The following is a 20,895-nucleotide window of genomic DNA, read 5'->3' on the forward strand; positions in this document are numbered from 1 at the left end:
TCAGTACTTCAGCGTGCACCGCTTCCTCGCTCCCGACGGCCGACCACCGCACTGGTACCTCGACCTGGCCGTCGACCCCGGCCTCTCCACCCACCGCTGGAAGGACGAAGACGCCCGGGGACCGTCAGGCCGCCTCGGGGGAGGCCCGTGCCGGAGGCGCCGACTCCGCCCCGGCGGCGTCCGTCGGGCTGCTCGCGACCCGGGCCCAGCGTCCGGCGAGCAGGGCCCCCGCGACCAGTTGGAGCTGGTGGTAGATCATCAGCGGCAGCACCACCAGCCCGGCCTGCGGCCCGAAGAGGACCGTGGCCATCGGCAGCCCGCCGGCCAGGCTCTTCTGCGAGCCGCACAGCACCGCCGCGATCCCGGAGGCCCGGTCGAGGCCGAGCAGCCGCGCGCCGAGCCGGGTGGCGAGCAGGGTGGCCGCGAGCAGGGCCGTCAGGACCCCGGCCAAGGTGAGCAGGGCGGCCGGCGTGACGGTCGTCCAGACGCCCTGCACCACTGCGCCGCTGAACGCGGTGTAGACCACCAGCAGGATCGAGCCCCGGTCGACCGGGGCCAGCACCCGGCGGTGCCGGCCCAGGAAGCCACCGACCCACGGGCGCAGCAACTGCCCCAGCAGGAACGGTGCGAGCAGTTGGGCGAGGATCCGCAGCAGCCCGTCGGCCGACAGCGCCGCGCGGGCCCCCAGCAGCCAGGCCGCGAGCAGGGGCGTCAGCACCAGGCCCACCAGGCTGGAGTAGGTGCCGGCGCAGATCGCGGCCGGCACGTTCCCCCGGGCGGCCCCGGTGAGCGCCACCGAGGACTGCACCGTGGACGGCACCAGGCAGAGGAACAGCACCCCGGTCCGCAACTGCTCGGTGAGCGGGCCGGAGGCGAGCGCCGTCGCGACCGACCCGAGCACCGGGAACAGTACGAAGGTGGAGGCCAGCACCAGCCCGTGCAACCGCAGATGGCGCAGCCCGGCGAGCGTCTCGCGGGTGGAGAGCCGCGCGCCGTACAGGAAGAAGAGCAGCCCCACCGCGAGGTCGCAGGCCAGTTCCGCGCCGCGCGCCGCCCGCCCGGTGGCGGGCAGCAGCGCGGCCAGTGCCACCGTTCCGGCCAGCGCCGCCACATACGGGTCGAGCGCGCGCCACCACGGCCGCCGCCGCTCGACGCCGTCCGGCGGACGGCCCCGCGCCTGCGCCGACGGTGCGGACGGCGGTGCCGGCTGCGGCGCCGAGGCCGGCTGCGGTGCCCGGTGCTGACGGGCCGTCGTCATTCCTCGTCCCCCTCCTCAGGTTCCTCCGGCTCCTCGGGCGCCGGTGCGGTGCCCAGCAGGCCGTTCACCAGGGTGGTGGACCCGTCGTGGTCGCTGCCGGCCGCGCCGCTTCCGAACTGGAGGTCGGCCGTCCGGTCGATCTCGATGATCGAGTCCGCGTGGGAGTTGTCGATCACCGTGATCAGGCCGCGCCCGGCGGTGGCGGCCACCGCCGACGTGGCGGCGCAGCCGAGCACGGCACAGGCCCCGGCCAGCGCGACCGCGCCCGCCCGCAGAAGCGAGCCCGGAACCCGGAGCGTCACACGCCCACCTCCTCACGGGACTGCGGGCGCGGGATGTTGCGCTCCAGCAGTTCGGTGGACTCACGCACCCCGACCGGCTGCCGCTCACCGGCGGAGGCCGGCAGCCGCCCGTCCGCGACCTTGAGCCCGGCGAGCGCCTCGTCCATCGCCTGGTGCGCGGCGAACAGGCACGGCGTGCTGTAGATGGCGACGTCCACCCCGAGCGCGCTCAGCTCGGAGAGCGACAGCCGGGGCGACTTGCCGCCGGCGATCTGGTTGAACAGCAGCGGCTTGTCGCCCACCACCCGGCGGATCCGGCGGATCCACTCCTCGCTGCGCACACCGTCGACCAGCACCACGTCCGCCTCGGTGGCGGCGAGCGCCTCGGCCCGGCGCAGGATGTCGGCCTCCTCGGTGGCGTCCGTGCGGGCCACCACGACGAGGTCGGTGCGGGCGGCGAGCACCTGGTGCAGCTTCTCCAGGTACTCGTCGAGCGGCAGCACCTGCTTGCCGTCGGCGTGGCCGCAGCGGCGCGGCCGCTTCTGGTCCTCGAGGATGACGCCCGAGGCGCCGATCCGCTCCAGCCGCCGCACCACGTGGCAGGCCACCTCGGGATCGACGTAGCCGTCGTCGATGTCGACCAGCAGGTGGTGCCGGGGGAAGGCGCCGCGCAGCCGCTCGACGAAGGCGACCATGTCCGGCCAGGCGATGAAGCCGATGTCGGGCAGGCCGTAGTAGGAGGCCGCGAAGCCGAAGCCGGAGACGAACATGCCGTCGTAGTGCGCGGCCGCGATGGAGGCGGAGTACATGTCGTAGACACCGATGAGCGGGGCCGTCCCCGGGGCGGCGATCCGCTCCCGCAGCCGCTGCCCGTAGCCGTCGTGAAGGTTCTCGTGACGCAACGCCATCTCCTCGTCTGCCAGGGACCCGTGCGGGACATGCACGGTCCTTTGCCATAAATTGGCCATTCCGAGGGCCAACTGAGACGCCATCACTATGCGGGCTTTAATGTTCCGTGGGCAAATCTTTAAAGGAAGTTCCCTCCTGAGAGTGAATGCGGTCATATGCATCAGATAAATCCGATGAATCACTGTCATGCCGGGAAACGGCCCTCAGAGCGCGAGCCAGCCGCCCCGCACGTACCAGTGGCCGCCCGCCCGCAGATGGTCGAGCAGGGCGCGCTGGACGACGGTGTCCCGGGGGAGCGACTCCAGCGGCCGCCCGACGTCGCCGAAGACGTACCGCAGCGGATTGGTGTCCTCGGGCGCCGGCGGTCCGCCCGGCCGCACCAGCGGGGCGAACCGCCGCTGGAAGCGCACGATGTTCGACCCCTCCGGCAGGTAGTGGGAGAGCTGGGGGTCCAGCAGCCAGGAGAAGACGAACGCGCTCCGGTACCGCTCGCCGGGGAAGTGCCGGGGGAAGAACGCCCGGGCCCGGTCCAGCGCGCGGTCGCACGCCCCGGGGGAGAGCGGGCCGCAGTGGTCCGGGATGTGCAGTTGGAGGCTCCACTCGCCGATCCCCGCCGCCCGCGCCGCCGCGGCGTCCGCCCCGGTCAGCCGCCGCCGCTGGAACTGCAGCCGGCCCAGCTGGAACAGCTCGCCCCGGAAGTGCAGCGTCAGCCAGCGCGGATTGCCCAGCCCGGCGCGGCCGCGCCACCGGCTCACCGCGAGCTGCCGGCCGAGGTCGGCCAGCGTCGAGCGGGTCACCTCCGGCGGGATGCCCAGCGCCCGGTGGTGGGCCCGGGTGCAGGGGGCCAGCGCGACGAAGAGCAGCGTGGCGAGCCCCGTGCCGTCGGCGTCGGCAGTGCCGTCCGCGACGCCCGCCGGCCAGTCCCGGTCGAGCCCGGACGGCTCCCCGAGCGTCCCCACGGCCTCCGCCTGGGCCCGCAGGGTCTCCTCGAACAGCGCCCGCAGGGGCGTCCCGGGCCAGCCGGGTGCGGGCCGCCAGCAGGCCGTTGACCTCCTCGAACGGCACCGCGAGCGCCAGCAGCGCCTCGGCCAGCTCCTCGTCGGCCGGCAGGTACGGGCCCTCGGGCAGGTAGGGGTCGTCCAACGGATGCGCCCCATCGGCCCCATCGGCCCCATCGGCCGCCCGGGGCGGCTCGGGCGGCTCCGACAGTCGCGGTTCCACGGCGCCCTCCACGGTGCGGGATCGGTCCGCCCGCCGGATCGACGGTCGGACCGGCCGGCCCTACCGGCGGCGCGCCCGCCCGCCAGGGGGCGTCCGCGCACCGGGATCAGCGCAACAGGGTGAACACCAGCGCGCAGACGCCGCCGAGCGCCGTCCCGGCCACCACCTGGGCCGGTGTGTGCGCCCTGAGCACCAGCCGCGACCAGCCCGCCGCCACCGGGAGCGACGCCGCCGCGGCGACCAGAGCCGGCGACGCCGGACCGAGCGCCAGCAGCAGGATCATCGCCGTCCCCCCGGCCACCGCGTTGTGCAGCGAGATCTGCCACCACACCGTCACCGCCAGCGCCGCGACCAGCCCGACCAGCATCGCCACCACCAGCGCCCCCACCTCCGCCGGGGCGCCCAGCAGGTACAGCAGCGCCACGCCGGTGACCACCGGGAGCAGGCTCACCGCCATCGGGAGCACACGCTGGCGGCGCATCCGGATGTGCTTGTCGGTCAGCGCGCCGCGCCGCACCCCGAGTGCGATGACGCCGAGCGGTACCACCCCGCAGAACAGCGCCGCCAGGAGTCCCCACCCGACCCCGCTCCAGCCGTCCGCGGCGTGCGCGCCGACGACCAGCAGCAGGGCGATCACCAGCGGGACGGGCGCCAGCACCTCGGTGACGATCCGGGCCGCCCGCTCGCGCGGGGAGGCGGTGGCGAAACCGGGCGGCTCGGGCGGGACGAAGGCGCTCACCGGCGGGCGCGGACGGAACGGCGGCCGGGGGCGGTGGTCGGTCGGTGCACGGCCCAAAGGCTACCGGCCCCGGCCGCCCGCCCCGGGCCGCCGCTCCCGGAGCGTCCGCAGCCCCCGCCGGACCGCGCGGGTGGCCGCCGGTGGCAGCAGGTCCAGCAGCACCCGGCGCGGGCCCGACTGCGGCGCGGCCGGCCGCGCGGCGTTGTTCAGCCGCAGCACCCGCCGCCCCGCGATGGCGTCCTCGTCCACGGTGAACCCCTCGGCCCGCCAGTCCCGGGCCAGCAGGACCTCCCGGACCGGCTCCGGATCGCCCCAGGTCCCGTAGAACTTCATCGGTGTCAGCAGCACCGGCCGCAGCCCGGCGGTGAACACCGCCTGCCAGACCGCCGCCGACACGCCCGGGGTGTGCTCCGAGCGGTAGTCGTCCAGCGCCACCAGCCCGTCCTCGGCCAGCGCCTTGCGCGCCACCTCGATGTCCCCGGCGACGTGCTCGTAGAGGTGCGAGGCGTCGACGTGCACGAAGCGGCAGCTGCCGTCCGGGATGCGACCGTCCGCCAGCACCGAGGTCGGCGCCTGCACGATCGTCGGCAGCTCCGGATGGAACGCCAGGTAGTTGGCCTCGAACCCGCGCCTGGTCAGCGAGGAGCGGTAGGACATCGACATCTCGGCGTCGTTGTCGGCGTCGCCCGCCGCGGAGTCGAACAGGTCGCAGACCGTCAGCCGCTCGCCCGGCCGCAGGTGGTCGCCGAGCAGGACGGCGCTGCGCCCCAGGTAGCTGCCGAGTTCGAGGATGTCGCCGGTGAGCCCGGCCTCGGTCTGGGCCGTGAGCAGATGCCGGAAGGCCTCCTGGTCGAGCCGGAAGAACCAGCCGGGAATGGAATCCGGGTGCGCGGCCGGACGGGGGGCGCCCGGCTCGCCGCCGGACTGCGGGCCGGCGGACCGCGCGTCGGCGGAGGGGGCAACGGCGGACTGACCGGAGGCGGCGGTCTCGGCACTGGGCACGGCGGTCTCCCTCGGGACGGGACGGAGCGGGCGCGGTGTGGGCCCGCGCCCTGGTCACGCGCGGCGGTGCCGTGGTACCGGACGGGTCGGCCGTGGTGTGTGGCGGCTCATCATAGTCACGCCGTGGCCCGCCGGGACCGCTCCGGACCGGAGCGTCCGGCCGCCGTTCAGGCGTTCGGCGGCGCGTGCTCCAGTTCGGCGATGGTCTCCGCCAGCCAGGCCCGCTCGGCCGCCCCGGAGGCGCGGGCGACCAGCAGCATGCCGCGCCGGAACGGGTTCCGTTCCCGCTCGGCGGTGACCGGCCGCCCCTCGGCGTCGTAGAAGAAGCTGCTCGGCGCCTCCAGGAAGGCGAGCCGCCGCCGCAGCACCGCCACCTGCCGGGCCGGGTCGTCCAGCCGGTCCAGGAAGGCCGCGACGGTGAAGAAGCGGATCTGGTCGGAGATCTCGACCTCCTCCGGGTCCGCCAGCCGGCGCTCCAGTTCGGCCCGTCCCTCGGCCGTCAGCTCCAGCACCTGCCGGGGGACGGCCCCGCTGCCGGGCTCGCTGCGCCGGCGCAGCAGTCCGGCCTTCTCCAGGCGGGCGATGGCGGGGTAGAGCGCGCCGTCGCTGACCGGCCGGACGTGGCCGGTCAGGCCGGTGATCAGGGACTTCAGCTGATAGCCGTGCAGCGGTCGGTCGTGCAGGAAGCCGAGGATCGCGAGCGTCAGCACGGTCGAGGCCTTTCCGTCGTCATGGCGTCCCGTCCGAACCGGCGTGCGCGCCCCCGGGGCCGCGCGCCCTCGTGCGATGTCATGCTACCTCTTGTCGATGTGCATCGATTCGATGTATCTCTATTCGAGGCGGGGCGAGCGGGAACCGCGGGGACAGCGGGGACAACGGGGAGGAAGCATGCGGGGGCACCTGCCGCGGCTCGTCGCACTGGCGGGGCCGGTCTACGCCGAACTGCTGTCGGGCGTGGTCGCCTCGGTGATCGGCACCTACTGGGTGGCCGGGCTCGGCGGGCCCGCCGTCGCCGCCGTCACCCTGGCCGGCACCGTGGAGAACCTGCTGCTCGGCCTGGTCCTGGTGGTCGCCTCGGGGACGACCGTGCGACTCGCCCGGGCCCACGGCGCCGGTGACCGGGCCGCCGCCGGACGGGTCGCCCGCGCCGCCTGGCGGCTCTGCGCGCTGGGCAGCATCGCCCTCTCCGTCCCCGGCTTCCTGCTCCGGGAGCGGATCGCCGACGCCTTCCTGGACGGCGAGGCCGCCGCGCTCGCCGCCGACTGGCTCGCCGTCGCCTTCCCGGCCTTCGCGCTGTTCTTCGGACAGCGCGTCGCGGACGAGCTGTTCAAGGGCGCCGCCGACACCCGGACGCCGATGCGGACGGCGCTGCTCGCCAACGCCCTGCTGCTCGTCCTGGACCCGCTGCTGATCCTGGGTCCCGGTCCGTTCCCCGCGCTCGGCGTGACCGGCGCCGCGCTCGCGCTGACCGCCTCCCGGGCCGTCGCCTTCTCGGTCACCGTGCTGCTCCGGCGCCGCCGCAGGCTGCCGGCACCGGAGGGCGGGCTGTCGGCCGAGGCCCGTGCGATCACCGCCGCCGGTGCGTCGTTCGGCCTGGACTTCACCGCGCGGATGGGCGTCGGCGCGGCGCAGCTCGCACTGGTCTCCTCCTTCGGAGTGTCCGCCGTGGCGGGGTACGGGGTCGGCTACCGCGTCCTGCTGATCGTCACCATGGCCTTCTACGCCGTCCGGCAGGCCGCCGCCATCGAGGCCGCCCGGCTGGCGGGGGCCGGCGCCACCGCAGCAGTGCGCACCCTGGGCCGCGACACCGCCAGGCTGGCCGCCACGCTCGGGGCCTGCTCCGCCGTCCTCTGCGCTGCGGCCGCCGTCCCGGTCGCGGGGCTGTTCACCGACGACGCGGCGGTGGCCGGTCAGGCGGTCGGCTTCCTGCGGATGGCCGGCCTCCACCTGCTGCCCTACGCGCTGGTGGTGGCCCTCGGCGGCGTCCACCAGGCGGCCGGCGCCGGCCGGCCGCTGGTGCTCGCAGTGCTGCTCGGCCTCGCCGCCCAACTCGCCTCCGGCGCCGCCCTGTCGGCCCCGCTCGGCGTCCACGGCCTCTGGGCCGGTATGACCATCGGCGCCGTCGCCCAGCTCGCCCTGCTCCGCCTGCTGCTTCCCCGCCTCGGGCCAGTCCTCCGGGGCACGTCGGATCAGCGGGCGTCGTCGACCGGCCCCCCGCCGCCGGCCTCCAGGCCGGGCGTGCGCGCTCCGGCGGCGAACGCCCGGCACGATCCGGAGGAGAGGACCTGAGGCCGCCCGCCGGGGTCGCCGGTTGCGCCGCCGACGGCCGTTCGCACGGTGTGGGACGGGCGCTTCTCCGCGGCCACCGTGGTCACGGACCTCGGTGAGCCGGGCGGCGGGCGGTGTGATGTGGTCATGCGAATGGCCGGTTACCCGGATGGATCGTGTGGGAACTGTTGGCGGAGCCCCAACCCCATCGAGGAGGTTCTCATGAGACGACTGCTCTGCGTGGCCGGTGCGGCCGCCACGGCACTGTTCCTGACCGGTGCCGGTGCCGCCAACGCCGCCGACTCCACCGTGCCGGCCGCCGACTCCGCCGTCACTTCGCCGGCCGTCGGCGCCGACGCGCAGTGGCCCGCCGTCGGTGCCGACGGCACCTGGCCCGCCGTCGGTACGGAGGCGCAGTGGCCGACCGCGGACGGCGCGGACGCCGGTTGGTTCGCCGTGGGCGCCGACGCGCAGTGGCCCGCCGACGGCATGGACCCCAACTGGGCTGCCTTCGGCACGGATGCCGGCTGGACTCCGGTGAACGCCGGCGCCGTCGCGCCCGTGAGCCCCACCCCGGCGCCGTAGCCGGGAGGTGACCCGCCGCCGGACGGGCCCGGCCCGGTCGGGCGGCGGGTCACGCCGTGCGCGCCGCCGGGAGGCGGGTGGCGAGCAGCGCGCCGGCGGCGGCGGTCGCGGCCAGGGCGGCGAGGGCGGGCGGGAGGCGGTCGACCAGGGGGTGGCCGGCGGTCAGCGTGGTGGCGACGGCCACGCCCAGCGCGGGCCCGATGTTCATCGCCGTCTGCTGCAGTCCGCCCGCCACACCCGCTGCGCCCACCGGGACGGCGCGGACGAGCGCGGCCGTCGCCGTGGCCATCACCGCCCCGAAGCCGGCGCCCAGCAGCAGGAAGGCCGCGCCGATCGCGAGCGCCGGGGCGCCCGGCCGGAGGGAGGCGACCGCGAGGGCGCCCAGCGTGATCGAGGACATCCCCGCGACGACCGTGCGCCGCGGGCCGTGACGGCGGGCCAGGACCACCGAGGCGGGCGCGGCGACCACCATCGCCACCGCGAGCGGCAACGACCGGAGCGCGCCGGCGAGCGGGTCGAGGGCGAGCACGTCCTGGAGGAAGTAGGTGGCGAGGAAGAGCGTGCCGAAGAGCGCCGCCGAGGCGGCGAGCAGGACGCCCAGCGCGGGGGCCACCGCAGGGGCCTTCAGAACGGCGGGCGGGAGCAACGGGTGGCGGGCCCGCCGCTCATGCCGCACGAAGGCGGCGCCGAGCGCGGCGCAGAGCACGGCCGTGACGGCGAGCCGGAGCCAACCGCCCGCCGTCGCGCCGTGCTCCGGAAGGCCGACCAGGGTGAACACCAAGCAGGCCAGCGCGCCGCCGAGCAGCGCGGCACCCGGCACGTCCAGGCCTGTGGTGCCGCCGCCGGCGCGGTGGGCGGCGGCAGGCTCGGGCAGCCGGACCAGCAGTGCGGCCACCCCGGCCACCGCGGCCGGTACGACGGTCAGCAGGAAGACCGACCGCCAGCCCCACTGCGTGGTCAGCGCGCCGCCGACCACCGGGCCGGCGGCGGCCGAGAGCCCGATCGCACTGGTGCGCAGCGCGATCGCCCGCCCGAGCAGGTCCGCCGGGTACGCGGCGCGCAGCAGCCCGAGGGTGGCCGGCTGGAGCAGCGCGCCGGCGGCGCCCTGGAGGACGCGCAGGCCGATCACCCAGCCGATGCCGGGGGCGAGGCCGATCCCGGCCGAGGCGGCGCCGAAGCCGAGCACGCCGATCGCGAAGACCCGGCGGTGGCCGTAGCGGTCGCCGAGCCGTCCGGCGAAGACCAGCAGGGCGGCCACCGTGACCAGGTAGGCGGTGCTGGTCCACTGCACGGCGGCGAGCGAGGCGTGCAGGTCGTGCTGGAGGCTCGGCTGGGCGATGGTGAGCACGGTCCCGTCGAGGGCGACGATCGCGGCGCCGAGGACGCTTCCGGTCAGGGTGAGGCGCCGGGTGCCCGCCGGGGTCACCGGGGGACCGGGCCGAGGTGGGCGTCGAGGGTGGCGCGCAGGACGGGGTCGAGGGTGTCGGTCCCGGTGGCGAGACCGAGGCTGCCCCAGGCGCGGAGCTGGGCGAGGCCGTGCAGGTTGGCCCAGAGCGCCGCCGCGACCGTGGCCGGGGAGGGTGCGGCGCCCTCGTCGGCGGGCGGGCGGACCACCGCGACCAGGCGGGCCAGGGCGTCGAACAGCGGGAGCGAGGTGCTGCGCAGCTCGGCTCCGCTGCCCTCCAGGACGTCGTGGCGGAACATCAGCTCGAACATGCCCGGCCGGTCGGCCGCGAAGGCGAGGTAGCCGCGGGCCAGCCGTTCGAGCCGGGCGCGGGCCTCGGCGGGCTCCCGGTCGGCGCAGGTCCCGCCCGTGTCGCGTCCGTCGAGCCCCAGCGCGGCGTCCAGCTCGCCGAAGCCGTGCCGGGCGATGGCCGCGAGCAGTTCGGCATGGGTGGCGAAGTGGCGGCGCGGGGCGCCGTGCGAGACCCCGGCCTGGCGGGCGATCTCGCGCAGGGTGAGCGCGTGCACGCCCTCCAGGGCGAGCAGCTCCACTCCGGCCGCGACCAGGCGGGCGCGCAGGCCGGTGGGGTTGTCCTGTTCGGTCATGGGGGAGTGTCTATCAAGATCGAGTAGACACTGTCTACTCGCGTCCGGGGCCGCTCGGCGGGCACAATCGCCCGCATGGACGAGGGCGGCGAACCGGCCTGCTGGCTGGACCGGGTGTGCGACGAGTGCGGGCGGCTGCGCGAGCGGTCCGGCCCCGGCCCCTGCGAGCACTGCGGCGGCGGCGCCCGAACGGCCGGGGCGGACGAGCCGGAGCCGGAGAAGCAGTTGGAGGAACAGCCGGAGAAACAGCTGGAGGAACAGCCGGAGCAACTGCCCCAACCGGACGGCGAGGGCCCCGGGAATGGAAAGAGCCCCTGGGCGGACCACCTGAGGTGACCCGCCCCGGGGCAGGTTGTCGAGCCGGCGCGAGGGTGCGCCGCTCAGGAGCGGGTCAGCGCGACAGGCCGTCGAGCGGCTGACCGGACCCCTTGTCCAGCGGTTCCTCCACCGGCTCCGCGCCGTCCACCACTACGCCGTCCGCCTCCGTGCCCGTGCCCGTGCCCGTGCCCTGCGCGGGGATGCGCGCCTCGGGCGTCCAGGGGCGGCGGCGCCGCGCCAGCACGGTGCCCAGGCGCTCCACCGCGGGCTGGGTGTAGCGGGCGGCCAGCGGGCCGGTGACCACCAGGATCAGGACGTACGCCGTGGCCAGCGGTCCGAGGCCCGGCTCGATCCCGGCGGTGACGGCGAGCCCGGCGATGACGATGGAGAACTCGCCGCGCGAGACCAGCGCCCCGCCGGCCCGCCAGCGGCCGCGGGTGGCGATCCCGGCGCGGCGGGCCGCCCAGTAGCCGGTCGCGATCTTGGTGAGCGCGGTGACCACGGCCAGCAGCAGGGCCGGGAGCAGCACCGGCGGGATGCTGGTCGGATCGGTGCTGAGGCCGAAGAAGACGAAGAACACCGCCGCGAAGAGGTCCCGCAGCGGGCTGAGCAGGGTGTGCGCGCCCTCGGCGGCCTCGCCGGAGAGCGCAATGCCCACCAGGAACGCGCCGACCGCCGCCGACACCTGGAGCTGCTGGGCGATGCCCGCGACCAGCAGCGTCAGCCCGAGCACCACCAGCAGCAGCTTCTCCGGGTCGTCGTGGGAGACGAACCGCGAGATCAGCCGGCCGTAGCGGAGCGCGATGAAGAGCACCGCGCCCGCGGTGGCCAGCGCGATGGCCAGCGTGACCGAGCCCGCGAGCAGGCCGGCGCCGGCCAGCAGGGCCGTCAGGATCGGCAGGTAGACGGCCATCGCGAGGTCCTCCAGCACCAGGATGCTGAGGATCACCGGGGTCTCCCGGTTACCGAGCCGGCCGAGGTCGCCGAGCACCTTGGCGATGACGCCCGAGGAGGAGATCCAGGTGACGCCGGCCAGCACCACGGCGGCCACCGGGCCCCAGCCGAGCAGCAGCGCGGCGACCGCGCCGGGTGTCGCGTTGAGCAGGAAGTCGACCGCGCCGGCCGGGTACTGGGCCTTGAGGTTGGTGACCAGGTCGGCGGCGGTGTACTCCAGACCCAGCATCAGCAGCAGCAGGACGACGCCGATCTCGGCGCCGGTCGCCACGAACTCCTCGCTGGCGCTCAGCGGCAGCAGTCCGCCGGTGCCGAAGGCGAGCCCGCCGAGCAGGTAGAGCGGGATCGGCGAGAAGCCGTAGCGGCCGGCGATCCGGCCGAGCAGTCCGAGGACGAGGATGACCGAGCCGAGCTCGATGAAGACGGTCGCGGTGTGCACCCCCCGATCACCCCCGCTCCAGGATCGCCGCCGCCGCGTCCACACCCTCGCGGGTGCCGATCACGATCAGCGTGTCGCCGCCCGCCAGCCGGAAGTCCGGCGCGGGGGAGGGGACGGCGCCGGTGCGCCGCAGCACGGCCACGATCGAGGCGCCGGTCTCGGTGCGCATCCGGGTCTCGCCGAGCAGCCGCCCGTTCCAGTGCGAGGCGCCGTCGACCGGGAGCCGCTCGGCGACCAGGCCGAGGTCGGTGGTGTGCAGCATGGCCGGGTTGTGGTGAGCCGGGGTCAGGGCGTCGACCAGGGCGGCGGACTCCTCGGCGGTCAGCCGGAAGGCCTGGGCGCAGGCGTCCGGGTCGTCCGAGCGGTAGACGTTGAGACTGCGTGAGCCGTCCCGGTGGGCGATCACGGACAGGTGCCGTTGTTCTCGGGTGCTGAGGTCGTACTGGACGCCGACACCGGGAAGCGGAGTGGTCCGGACACGGGCGATCGACACGGCGGCTGTCCTCTCGTCAGGGGGGCTCCCAGGAGGCTGCGCGTGGCGCGGGCGCGCCGGAGCAGGGGACGCCGGCGCCTGACCGCGTGTGACACACGAACGCGCAACCGGACTAATAGTAATGAGTATGTAAAGTCTGAAAATAGAGCCCCGGTCCGTGTGCGTGCTGGGAAGCGCGCACACGAACCGGGGCGGCGGGCCGGAGACCGCGGGACGGCCCTGGGCGAGGGGACGGGTGTCGGAGCGGGGCTACTGCGGCGGACGGTCGTCGCGCAGCTGGTCCTTGAGCTTCTCCTGGCCGGTGTCGACCTGGCCGCTGTACTTGCCCTGCGTGCGTTCGTCGACCATGTCGCCGGCCTTGTCGACGCCCTTCTCGGCCTGGCCCTCATGGCCCTTGAGCATGCTCTTGAGCTTGTCGAACATGGACATGTGGTCACTCTCCCGGATGAGACGGCCCCACCTCTCCCAGCATCGCCGCACACCGGGGTGTCCGCATCCGGTCAGCTTGTGCGCCGGGGTTGGCAAGGCGGCGAGGAACATGTCAAATCGGGAGTCCCACGGACCGTCGGAAGGACAAGCCTTGAACGCTCGGACCGGTCGCCCGGCCGCCACCCGCCGCGCCCGCACCGCCCCCACCCGCCGGACCGCGGGCGCCGCGCTGGCGGTGGCGGCGCTGGTGACCCCGCTGCTGCTGGTCGGCACCGGCAGTGCCGCCGCCGACCCGGACCCGGCCCGCAAGGGGGCGAAGCTCGCCACCCGTTTGGCCCAGGCGAGCACCGCGGACGGCGCCCACGACACCCTGGAGGCGCTCCAGCGGATCGCCCGCCGCAACGGCGGCAACCGGGTGGCCGGCTCGGCCGGCCACGACCAGTCGGCCCGCTACGTCTACGAGCAGGCCCGCCGGGCCGGGCTCAAGGTGTCCAAGCAGGAGTTCGAGTACACGTTCTTCCAGGAGCTGGCCGAACGGCTCTCGGTGGTCTCCCCGCAGGCCGAGGACATCGCGATCAAGGCGATGACCTACTCGGTCGGCGGCCCGGAGAACGGCCTGACCGCCGCGCTCGCGGTCGTCCCGGTGGACGCCACCACCGGCTGCGAGGCCGCCGACTACGCCTCCGGCGCGGTCACCGGCCGGATCGCGCTGATCCGGCGCGGCGGCTGCAGCTTCGCGGTCAAGCAGGCCGCGGCGGCGGACGCGGGCGCCCTCGGCGCGGTGATCTACAACAACGTCGAGGGGGACCTCAACGGCACCCTCGGTGAGCCCGACCTCGGGCGGATCCCGACCGGCGGCATCTCCCAGGCCGCCGGACAGGCGCTGGCCGGCAAGGCGGCGGCCGGCCCGGTCACCGTCACCCTGGACATCCGCACCCACATGGAGAAGCGGACGACCTGGAACGTCATCGCCGAGACCCGCGGCGGCGACCCCGCCAACACCGTGGTGATCGGCTCGCACCTCGACTCGGTGCTGGACGGCCCCGGCATCAACGACAACGGCTCCGGCTCGGCCGGCATCCTGGAGGTCGCCAGGAACCTCGGCAACCGGCCGGTGAAGAACAAGGTCCGGTTCGCCTGGTGGTCGGCCGAGGAGTTCGGCCTGCGCGGCTCGGCGGCCTACGTGAAGTCGCTCTCCGAGGCCGAGCGGAAGAAGATCAAGCTCTACCTGAACTTCGACATGATCGCCTCGCCCAACTCCGCGCAGTTCGTCTACGACGGCGACGACTCCGACCACATCGGCTCCGGACCCGGCCCGGAGGGCTCCGCGCAGCTGGAACGGCACATCACCGACTACCTGGACCGCCGCGGCCTGCCGCACGAGGGCACCGACTTCACCGGCCGCTCCGACTACGGCCCGTTCATCGACGCGGGAATCCCGGCCGGCGGCACCGACACCGGCGCCGAGGTGATCAAGACGGCCGCCCAGGCCGCCACCTACGGCGGGACCGCCGGCCTCGCCTTCGACCCCTGCTACCACAAGGCCTGCGACGACATCCGCAACGTGGACATGACCGCGTTCGACGTCAACATCGACGTCATCGCGGACTCGGTGGGCACCTACGCCTGGGACCTCTCCTCGCTGAGCGCCCCCGTCGCACCGCAGCGCACCGAGGGCGGCAGCCTGCACGCGGGCCACGCGCACGGCGCCGAGGGCTGACCGCGCCCGCTCCGGCCCCCGCCCCGTACGGCGGGTGGGGGCCGGACCGGCAACCCGGTCGGGCGTGCGGCGGCGGGGGTCCGATGGGTGCGCCGGGCGGTGGCCTGACACCATGGCACCGAGATCACGACACCGTGACACCCTCGGAGGAGTCAGCACCATGAGCAGCACGCACTACGACGTCGTCGTCCTCGGCGCCGGCCCCGGCGGCTACACCGCGGCCGTCCGCTCCGCCCAGCTCGGTCTCAAGGTCGCCGTCATCGAGTCGAAGTACTGGGGCGGGGTCTGCCTGAACGTCGGCTGCATCCCCTCCAAGGCCCTGCTGCGCAACGCGGAACTCGCGCACATCTTCACCAAGGAGGCCAAGACCTTCGGCATCAAGGTCGAGGGCCAGGTCACCTTCGACTACAGCGAGGCGTTCAAGCGCAGCCGCACCGTCGCCGACGGCCGCGTCAAGGGCGTCCACTACCTGATGAAGAAGAACGGCATCACCGAGTACGACGGCCGCGGCACCTTCGTGGACGACCGCACCCTCCAGGTGGCACTGAACGGCGGCGGCTTCGAGGTCGTCACCTTCGACCACTGCATCATCGCGGCCGGCGCCACCACCCGGCTGCTGCCCGGCACCAGCCTGAGCGAGCGCGTGGTCACCTACGAGGAGCAGATCCTCACCGAGGACCTGCCCGGCAGCATCATCATCGCCGGCGCCGGGGCGATCGGCGTCGAGTTCGCCTACGTGCTGCACAACTACGGCGTGCAGGTCACCATCGTCGAGTTCCTCGACCGGATGGTGCCGCTGGAGGACGCTGAGGTCTCCGCCGAGCTGGCCAAGCAGTACCGCAAGCTCGGCATCCAGGTGCTGACCTCGACCCGGGTCGACTCGATCGACGACAAGGACCCGGCCGCCAAGGTCAAGGTCACCGTCACCGCCAAGGACGGGCAGCAGCAGGTGCTGGAGGCCGACAAGGTGCTCCAGGCGATCGGCTTCGCCCCGCGCGTGCACGGCTACGGGCTGGAGAACACCGGGGTCAAGCTGACCGAGCGCGGCGCGATCGCGATCGACGGCCGCGGCCGGACCAACGTCCCGCACATCTTCGCCATCGGCGACGTCACCGCCAAGCTGATGCTCGCGCACGCCGCCGAGGCGATGGCCGTGATCGCCGCCGAGACCATCGGCGACGCGGAGACCATGGAGGTGGACTTCGCGATGATCCCGCGCGCCACCTACTGCCAGCCGCAGATCGCGAGCTTCGGCTACACCGAGGCGCAGGCCCGCGACCTGGGCCACGACGTCAAGGTCGCCAAGTTCCCGTTCACCGCCAACGGCAAGGCGCACGGCCTCGGCCACCCGACCGGCTTCGTCAAGGTCATCTGCGACAACACCCACGGCGAGCTGCTCGGCGCCCACCTGATCGGCCCCGAGGTCACCGAGCTGCTGCCGGAGCTGACGCTGGCCCAGCAGTGGGACCTCACCGTGCACGAGGTCGCCCGCAACGTGCACGCCCACCCGACCCTGGGCGAGGCCGTCAAGGAGGCGATCCACGGACTGGCCGGCCACATGATCAACATGTGACCGCACCCGTTCCCACCGGTCCCGCTCCCACCCGTCCCGTTCCGGCCGTACGCGAGCCGGGGCGGGGGCGGGACGGGTGCGGCAGGATGACCGGATGACCGACACCACCCTCAACCTCTGGCGCCGGCAGCTCGGCACGGTGCCCGGCGAGGTCTGGGACCGCACCGGGCTGACGGTGCTCATCCTCGCCGAGACCGGCATCACCGAAGTCCCGCCCGCCGTCGCCCGGCTGCACCGGCTGCGCACCCTCGACCTCGGGCACAACCGGATCACCGAGCTGCCGCCGGAACTCGGCGCCCTCACCGGCCTCACCGACTTCCTCTACCTGCACGACAACGCCCTCACCGCGCTCCCGGCCGCCCTCGGCCGGCTCACCGCGCTGCGCTACCTCAACATCGGCGAGAACCCGATCGCCGAACTCCCCGACGCCCTCGGCGCGATGGCCGGCCTGGTGGAACTGCGCGCCCAGCACGACCGGCTGACCGCGCTGCCCGAATCCCTCGGCGGCCTGCGCGCCCTGCGCGAACTCTGGCTGCGCGGCAACGCGCTGACCACCCTGCCCGGCTCCTTCACCGGCCTCACCGAGCTGCGCGAACTGGAACTGCGCGAGAACGCGCTCCCCGAGGTGCCGGCGGCGCTGGCCGGGCTGCCGCTGCTGCGCCGGCTCGACCTGCGCGGCAACCGGATCACCGCCCTGCCGGACTGGCTGGGGGACCCGGCCGCGCTGCCCGCCCTGGAGAAGCTCGACCTGCGGTGGAACGCGGTCGACCCGGCACCCGCCCTGCTGTCGGCGCTCGCGGCACGCGGCTGCCACGTCCTGCACTGACGCCGCCCCGGGCGCCCGCAGCCGAAAACCCCTCGCCCACCGTGGCGTTCGGCTGCTACCGTCCCCCGTATGAAGCGCGCCGCAGCCGTCCTCACGACGACGCCGGAGAGAGTCCCGGCGCGCTGACCGCTGAGCTGGTCCGAAGCCCCGGGGCGAGTGCCCCGGGGCTTCGCCGTACCGGTCCACTCGCCCGCCCGACCGAGTGGAGACACCGCCATGAACAGCGACCCCGTCGCGGCCGCGCCCGCACCGGCCCCCGACCACCGCCGGCTCGGCCGGGAACTTGAACTCTTCGACACCGACCCGCTGATCGGATCCGGCCTCCCGTACTGGCTGCCCGACGGCGCCGCGATCCGGCACACCCTGGAGGAGTTCGTCCGCGGCCGCGAGCGGCGCGCAGGCTACCGCCACGTCTACTCGCCCGTCCTCGGCAAACGCGAGCTCTACGAGATCTCCGGCCACTGGCAGCACTACCGCGACGACATGTTCCCGCCGATGGACCTGGGCGCCGAGCAGGTCGTGCTGCGCCCCAGCCTCTGCCCGCACCACGCCCTGGTCTACCGCTCGCGCGCCCGCAGCCACCGCGAACTGCCGCTGCGGATCGCCGAACTCGGCGGCATGTACCGCTCCGAGCCGTCCGGCGTGCTCGGCGGGCTGACCCGGGTGCGGGCCATCCAGCTGAACGACGCGCACGTCTTCTGCACCCCCGAGCAGGCCGCCGACGAGGCGGTCGCCGCCCTGGAGCTGATCGGCGAGGCGCACCGGGCGCTCGGCATCCGGCCGGTCCGCCACCGGCTCTCGCTGCCCGGCGCGGGCGGCAAGTACGTGGCCGACCCGGCGCTCTGGGAGCGGGCCACCGCGCTGCTCACCGAGGTGCTCCGGCGCTCCGGGGTGCCGTTCGAGGCGGCGGAGGGGGAGGCGGCCTTCTACGGGCCCAAGATCGACGTCCAGATCGCCGACGCCGCCGGACGCGAGTCCACCCTCTCCACCGTGCAGATCGACTTCCACCAGCCGGAGCGCTTCGGTCTGCGGTACACCGGGCCGGACGGCGCCAAGCACCGCCCGGTGATGGTCCACCGCAGCGTCATCGGCAGCGTCGAACGGGTGGTCGCCCACCTGATCGAGCTGTACCGCGGGGCCTTCCCGGCCTGGCTGGCGCCGACCCAGCTGATGCTGCTGCCGCTCACCGAGGGGGAGCGCGAGCGGGCCGAGCGGGTGCGCGGGCGCTGCCTGGACCTCGGGCTGCGGGCGGAGGTCGCCGGACCCGGGCGGGGCGGCCTCGGCGCCCGGATCCGGGCGGCGCGGCTGGTCCCGTACCAGGCGGTGATCGGCCCCCGGGAGGCGGCGGACGACCTGCTGGCGCTGCGCCTGCGCGACGGCCGCCGGCCCGGTCCGCTGCCGGTGGCCGAGGCGCTGGCCAGGATCGGCGCGCTGGTCGGCGCGTGCGCCCCGGAACTGTGGGACGAGCCGGCGGCGCCCGGCGGCGGCCGGCCTCCTCAGTAGGACTGCAGCTCGATCAGCCGGCCCTCCGGGTCGCGCAGGTGGGCGGTGCGCAGGCCGGGACCCCACTCCGGGCGGTCGGCGGGCCCGGTGACGGGTGCGCCGCCGTGCTCCAGGCAGTGGGCGAGGGCCCGTTCGACGTCGTCGACCCGGAGGACCAGCATCGCGCCGTCCTGGGCGGCGGCCGGTGCGGCGGGCAGCGCGGCCGTGCCGACGGCGGTGGCCAGCCGCCCGCGGTCGAACAGCGCGAGCACGGTCCGCCCGGCCAGGTCCCAGGCGGCGTACGGGCCTTCGGGGGCGCCCCTGACCAGGGCGGCTCCGGTCAGCGGCGGCAGCGCGGCGGCGTAGAAGCCGAAGCAGGCGGGGAAGTCGGCGACGAGCAGGCGGTGGTACGGGGCGTCCATGGCGGGGCCTCCTCGGAAAATCATGGGTGGACACCCACTATAGGGTGTGACCTTAGACTCGTCCCATGGCTTCCGAGGAATCAGCCGCTCCCGCCGCCGTGACCCCGCCGACGCTGCTGGAGCTCAGCACCTACCTGCTCTCCCGCACCGGCAAGGCGGCCCGCGCCCGGCTGGCCGAGCGGCTCGCCCGCCGGGGACTGCGGCTGTGGGACATGGCGGTGCTCGCCGCGCTCGCCGACTTCGGTCCGCACGCCCAGCGCGACCTGGTCCGCCGGCTGCGGGTGGACCCCAGCGACATGGCCAAGGTCACCGACCAGCTGGCCGCCGCCGGCTACGTCGTGCGGGCCCGCGACACCGCCGACCGGCGCCGCGTCTCGGTCACCGTCACCGATGCGGGCCGCGCCCTGCTCACCGAACTGCGCGCCGAGGCGCACGCCGTGCAGGAGGAGGTGCTGGCGCCGCTGAGCGCGGCGGAGCGCCAGGTCCTGCACGAGCTGCTCGGCCGCGTCCACGCGCACCTGCCGGGAGCACCCTGACGCGCCGCTCCGGTCTCCGGGGTCAGCCGAGCGGCAGCGGACGGCGGGCGCCGGCGAACTCGCGGGACCAGCGGGGGATGCCGAGCACGCCCTCCAGCCGGGCCACCAGCGTGCCGGTGCGCTCGGCGTGGATCATCGCGCCGTCGCCGGCCCAGATGCCGACGTGGTGCAGCGGGGAGTCGGGGCGGGAGAAGAACAGCAGGTCCCCGGGGAGCAGCGCGGCGGTCTCCACCGGGGCGGAGCGGTGGAACTGGGCGACGGTGTAGTGCGCCAGTTCGACGGCGCCCGCGCTCGCCCGGTACCAGCAGTACAGCGACAGCCCGCTGCAGTCGTAGCCGACCGTGATCTCACCCAGGCACTCGCCGTCGAGGTAGCCGTTCTCCTCGTCGCAGAAGCCGAGGCTCGCGCCCAGCCGGTCCCCGCCGCCCCAGGCGTAGGGCACGCCGATCTGCGAGGCGGCCACGGCGGCGACCCGGTGGCCGAGCGCGTGGTCCGGGCCCTCGCGGCGGGGCCCGGCGGCGGCGGGCCCGGCGCCCAGCGCGGGGGCGAGACCGGCCCCCAGGGCGAGGCCCAGCACCCGGCGGCGGCCCCAGGTCCTGGTGAGGTGCGGGAACGGCATGGGGACCCCCTCGGTCGTCGGCGAACCACCAGGATCCCGGCCGGAGCGGGCTGCCCGCCATCACCCGCACCGGTGAATTCGCCGGGCGTGGGCCCGGTCCGCCAAGGGCGCCGGCCGGAAATCGATTGACGGTGGCGCGGGCGGTCCCAACGATGGGGCCCGGCGCGACCGAACGACCATCCGGGAGGGACCCATGAGCAGTTCCGTCAGGCTGATCCGCAATCACCGCCTCACCCAGGCCGTCGACTACGCCTACGCGGCCTCCGTCGACGCGCCGGTGCGCTCGCTCTGGCTGGCCGGCGCCTGCCCGCTGGACACCGAGGGGCGTACGGTGGCGGTGGGCGACTACGCCGGCCAGGCCCACCAGGTGATGCGCAACCTGGTGACGGTCCTGGAGGACGAGGGCGCCGCGCTCACCGACCTGGTGCGCACCACGGTGTACGTCGCCTCCTCCCGGCAGGCGGACCTGGTGGCCGTCTGGGACGTCTACCGCGAGTACCTCGGCGAGCACGACGTGCCGAGCACCCTGCTCGGGGTCTCCGTGCTCGGCTACCACGATCAACTCGTCGAGGTGGAGGCGGTCGCCGTGCTGGGCTGATCCGGTGGGAGACGGGGGAGCCGGTCCGGCACGGTGGCCGTCCGGTCGGTATTCTCTGACGCCGCGTGTCCGCGGGCTGCGGCGGGTAGCGCCGCTGGGCCCGCCGACCGCTCCGCCCGACCACGGGTAAGATACGGGCTGTTTGGTTTTGTTTCGCTTGTGTGTGCGGGGGTG

The 20,895-nt window shown here is 74.8% G+C and carries 23 protein-coding genes; 9 read left to right on the forward strand and 14 right to left on the reverse strand.

Annotated features, from left to right (window positions below):
• Positions 1 to 124: 124 nt before the first annotated feature.
• From ACFZBX_RS03750 to ACFZBX_RS03780, 7 genes are all read right to left on the reverse strand, one after another.
• A complete protein-coding gene (locus ACFZBX_RS03750) occupies positions 125 to 1,258 on the reverse strand; it encodes a bile acid:sodium symporter family protein (protein WP_391531325.1) in 1,134 nt (377 codons plus the stop codon).
• Positions 1,255 to 1,560, reverse strand: a complete 306-nt coding sequence (locus ACFZBX_RS03755) for a hypothetical protein (RefSeq protein ID WP_391531326.1) — start codon at positions 1,558 to 1,560, stop codon at positions 1,255 to 1,257. The genes ACFZBX_RS03750 and ACFZBX_RS03755 overlap by 4 nt, the downstream gene beginning before the upstream one ends.
• Positions 1,557 to 2,447, reverse strand: coding sequence for an oxaloacetate decarboxylase (locus ACFZBX_RS03760; RefSeq protein WP_391531327.1), 891 nt, complete (start codon positions 2,445 to 2,447; stop codon positions 1,557 to 1,559). The genes ACFZBX_RS03755 and ACFZBX_RS03760 overlap by 4 nt, the downstream gene beginning before the upstream one ends.
• Positions 2,448 to 2,651: 204 nt before the next feature.
• Positions 2,652 to 3,407 (reverse strand): acyltransferase domain-containing protein, encoded by a 756-nt coding sequence (locus ACFZBX_RS03765; RefSeq protein WP_391531328.1) that lies wholly within the window; start codon positions 3,405 to 3,407, stop codon positions 2,652 to 2,654.
• Positions 3,408 to 3,775: 368 nt separating this feature from the next.
• Positions 3,776 to 4,408: a phosphatase PAP2 family protein gene (locus ACFZBX_RS03770; RefSeq protein WP_391531329.1), complete on the reverse strand. Its 633-nt coding sequence runs from the start codon at positions 4,406 to 4,408 to the stop codon at positions 3,776 to 3,778.
• 60 nt (positions 4,409 to 4,468) lie between these two features.
• A complete protein-coding gene (locus ACFZBX_RS03775; RefSeq protein ID WP_391531451.1) occupies positions 4,469 to 5,284 on the reverse strand; it encodes a class I SAM-dependent methyltransferase in 816 nt (271 codons plus the stop codon).
• A gap of 293 nt (positions 5,285 to 5,577) precedes the next feature.
• Positions 5,578 to 6,120, reverse strand: coding sequence for a PadR family transcriptional regulator (locus ACFZBX_RS03780; protein WP_391531330.1), 543 nt, complete (start codon positions 6,118 to 6,120; stop codon positions 5,578 to 5,580).
• 178 nt (positions 6,121 to 6,298) lie between these two features.
• Between ACFZBX_RS03780 and ACFZBX_RS03785 the strand changes: the two genes are divergently transcribed.
• Positions 6,299 to 7,699 carry an MATE family efflux transporter gene (locus ACFZBX_RS03785; RefSeq protein ID WP_391531331.1) on the forward strand — a complete coding sequence of 467 codons (1,401 nt, stop codon included), beginning with the start codon at positions 6,299 to 6,301 and terminating at the stop codon, positions 7,697 to 7,699.
• A gap of 201 nt (positions 7,700 to 7,900) precedes the next feature.
• On the forward strand, positions 7,901 to 8,263 hold the full coding sequence (locus ACFZBX_RS03790; protein WP_391531332.1) for a hypothetical protein: 363 nt from the start codon (positions 7,901 to 7,903) through the stop codon (positions 8,261 to 8,263).
• A gap of 49 nt (positions 8,264 to 8,312) precedes the next feature.
• On the opposite strand, the gene ACFZBX_RS03795 is transcribed toward ACFZBX_RS03790, so the two are convergent.
• Both ACFZBX_RS03795 and ACFZBX_RS03800 read right to left on the reverse strand, forming a co-directional pair.
• Complete coding sequence (locus ACFZBX_RS03795) at positions 8,313 to 9,689, reverse strand: MFS transporter (protein WP_391531333.1); 1,377 nt, start codon at positions 9,687 to 9,689, stop codon at positions 8,313 to 8,315.
• Positions 9,686 to 10,312 carry a TetR/AcrR family transcriptional regulator gene (locus ACFZBX_RS03800; RefSeq protein ID WP_391531334.1) on the reverse strand — a complete coding sequence of 209 codons (627 nt, stop codon included), beginning with the start codon at positions 10,310 to 10,312 and terminating at the stop codon, positions 9,686 to 9,688. The genes ACFZBX_RS03795 and ACFZBX_RS03800 overlap by 4 nt, the downstream gene beginning before the upstream one ends.
• A 75-nt stretch (positions 10,313 to 10,387) precedes the next feature.
• On the opposite strand from ACFZBX_RS03800, the gene ACFZBX_RS03805 reads away from it, so the two are divergent.
• Positions 10,388 to 10,648, forward strand: coding sequence for a hypothetical protein (locus ACFZBX_RS03805; RefSeq protein ID WP_391531335.1), 261 nt, complete (start codon positions 10,388 to 10,390; stop codon positions 10,646 to 10,648).
• Positions 10,649 to 10,703: 55 nt separating this feature from the next.
• On the opposite strand, the gene ACFZBX_RS03810 is transcribed toward ACFZBX_RS03805, so the two are convergent.
• The 3 genes from ACFZBX_RS03810 to ACFZBX_RS03820 form a co-directional block, all read right to left on the reverse strand.
• Positions 10,704 to 12,023, reverse strand: a complete 1,320-nt coding sequence (locus ACFZBX_RS03810) for a cation:proton antiporter (RefSeq protein ID WP_391531336.1) — start codon at positions 12,021 to 12,023, stop codon at positions 10,704 to 10,706.
• Positions 12,024 to 12,030: 7 nt separating this feature from the next.
• Positions 12,031 to 12,516, reverse strand: a complete 486-nt coding sequence (locus ACFZBX_RS03815; RefSeq protein ID WP_391531337.1) for a cation:proton antiporter regulatory subunit — start codon at positions 12,514 to 12,516, stop codon at positions 12,031 to 12,033.
• 249 nt (positions 12,517 to 12,765) lie between these two features.
• The gene (locus tag ACFZBX_RS03820) at positions 12,766 to 12,945 is read right to left on the reverse strand and encodes an antitoxin (protein WP_391531338.1); all 180 of its coding nucleotides are present in this window, start codon (positions 12,943 to 12,945) and stop codon (positions 12,766 to 12,768) included.
• A gap of 229 nt (positions 12,946 to 13,174) precedes the next feature.
• On the opposite strand from ACFZBX_RS03820, the gene ACFZBX_RS03825 reads away from it, so the two are divergent.
• From ACFZBX_RS03825 to thrS, 4 genes are all read left to right on the forward strand, one after another.
• Positions 13,175 to 14,665: a M28 family metallopeptidase gene (locus ACFZBX_RS03825; RefSeq protein ID WP_391531452.1), complete on the forward strand. Its 1,491-nt coding sequence runs from the start codon at positions 13,175 to 13,177 to the stop codon at positions 14,663 to 14,665.
• Between the two features lie 160 nt (positions 14,666 to 14,825).
• Complete coding sequence (gene lpdA, locus ACFZBX_RS03830) at positions 14,826 to 16,238, forward strand: dihydrolipoyl dehydrogenase (protein ID WP_391531339.1); 1,413 nt, start codon at positions 14,826 to 14,828, stop codon at positions 16,236 to 16,238.
• Between the two features lie 94 nt (positions 16,239 to 16,332).
• Positions 16,333 to 17,064: a leucine-rich repeat domain-containing protein gene (locus tag ACFZBX_RS03835; protein ID WP_391531340.1), complete on the forward strand. Its 732-nt coding sequence runs from the start codon at positions 16,333 to 16,335 to the stop codon at positions 17,062 to 17,064.
• A 216-nt stretch (positions 17,065 to 17,280) separates the two neighbouring features.
• Positions 17,281 to 18,567 (forward strand): threonine--tRNA ligase, encoded by a 1,287-nt coding sequence (thrS, locus tag ACFZBX_RS03840; RefSeq protein WP_391531341.1) that lies wholly within the window; start codon positions 17,281 to 17,283, stop codon positions 18,565 to 18,567.
• Here thrS and ACFZBX_RS03845 read toward each other — a convergent pair.
• Positions 18,561 to 18,968 carry a VOC family protein gene (locus tag ACFZBX_RS03845; RefSeq protein WP_391531342.1) on the reverse strand — a complete coding sequence of 136 codons (408 nt, stop codon included), beginning with the start codon at positions 18,966 to 18,968 and terminating at the stop codon, positions 18,561 to 18,563. The two genes, thrS and ACFZBX_RS03845, sit on opposite strands and share 7 nt — an antisense overlap.
• Before the next feature lie 65 nt (positions 18,969 to 19,033).
• On the opposite strand from ACFZBX_RS03845, the gene ACFZBX_RS03850 reads away from it, so the two are divergent.
• A complete protein-coding gene (locus ACFZBX_RS03850) occupies positions 19,034 to 19,504 on the forward strand; it encodes a MarR family winged helix-turn-helix transcriptional regulator (protein WP_391531343.1) in 471 nt (156 codons plus the stop codon).
• A 22-nt stretch (positions 19,505 to 19,526) separates the two neighbouring features.
• On the opposite strand, the gene ACFZBX_RS03855 is transcribed toward ACFZBX_RS03850, so the two are convergent.
• Positions 19,527 to 20,123, reverse strand: coding sequence for a C40 family peptidase (locus tag ACFZBX_RS03855; RefSeq protein WP_391531344.1), 597 nt, complete (start codon positions 20,121 to 20,123; stop codon positions 19,527 to 19,529).
• 193 nt (positions 20,124 to 20,316) lie between these two features.
• On the opposite strand from ACFZBX_RS03855, the gene ACFZBX_RS03860 reads away from it, so the two are divergent.
• The gene (locus tag ACFZBX_RS03860; RefSeq protein WP_391531345.1) at positions 20,317 to 20,721 is read left to right on the forward strand and encodes a RidA family protein; all 405 of its coding nucleotides are present in this window, start codon (positions 20,317 to 20,319) and stop codon (positions 20,719 to 20,721) included.
• Positions 20,722 to 20,895 lie beyond the last annotated feature (174 nt).

The sequence above is a fragment of the Kitasatospora sp. NPDC008115 genome (genome assembly GCF_042957205.1).
GTDB lineage: Bacteria > Actinomycetota > Actinomycetes > Streptomycetales > Streptomycetaceae > Kitasatospora.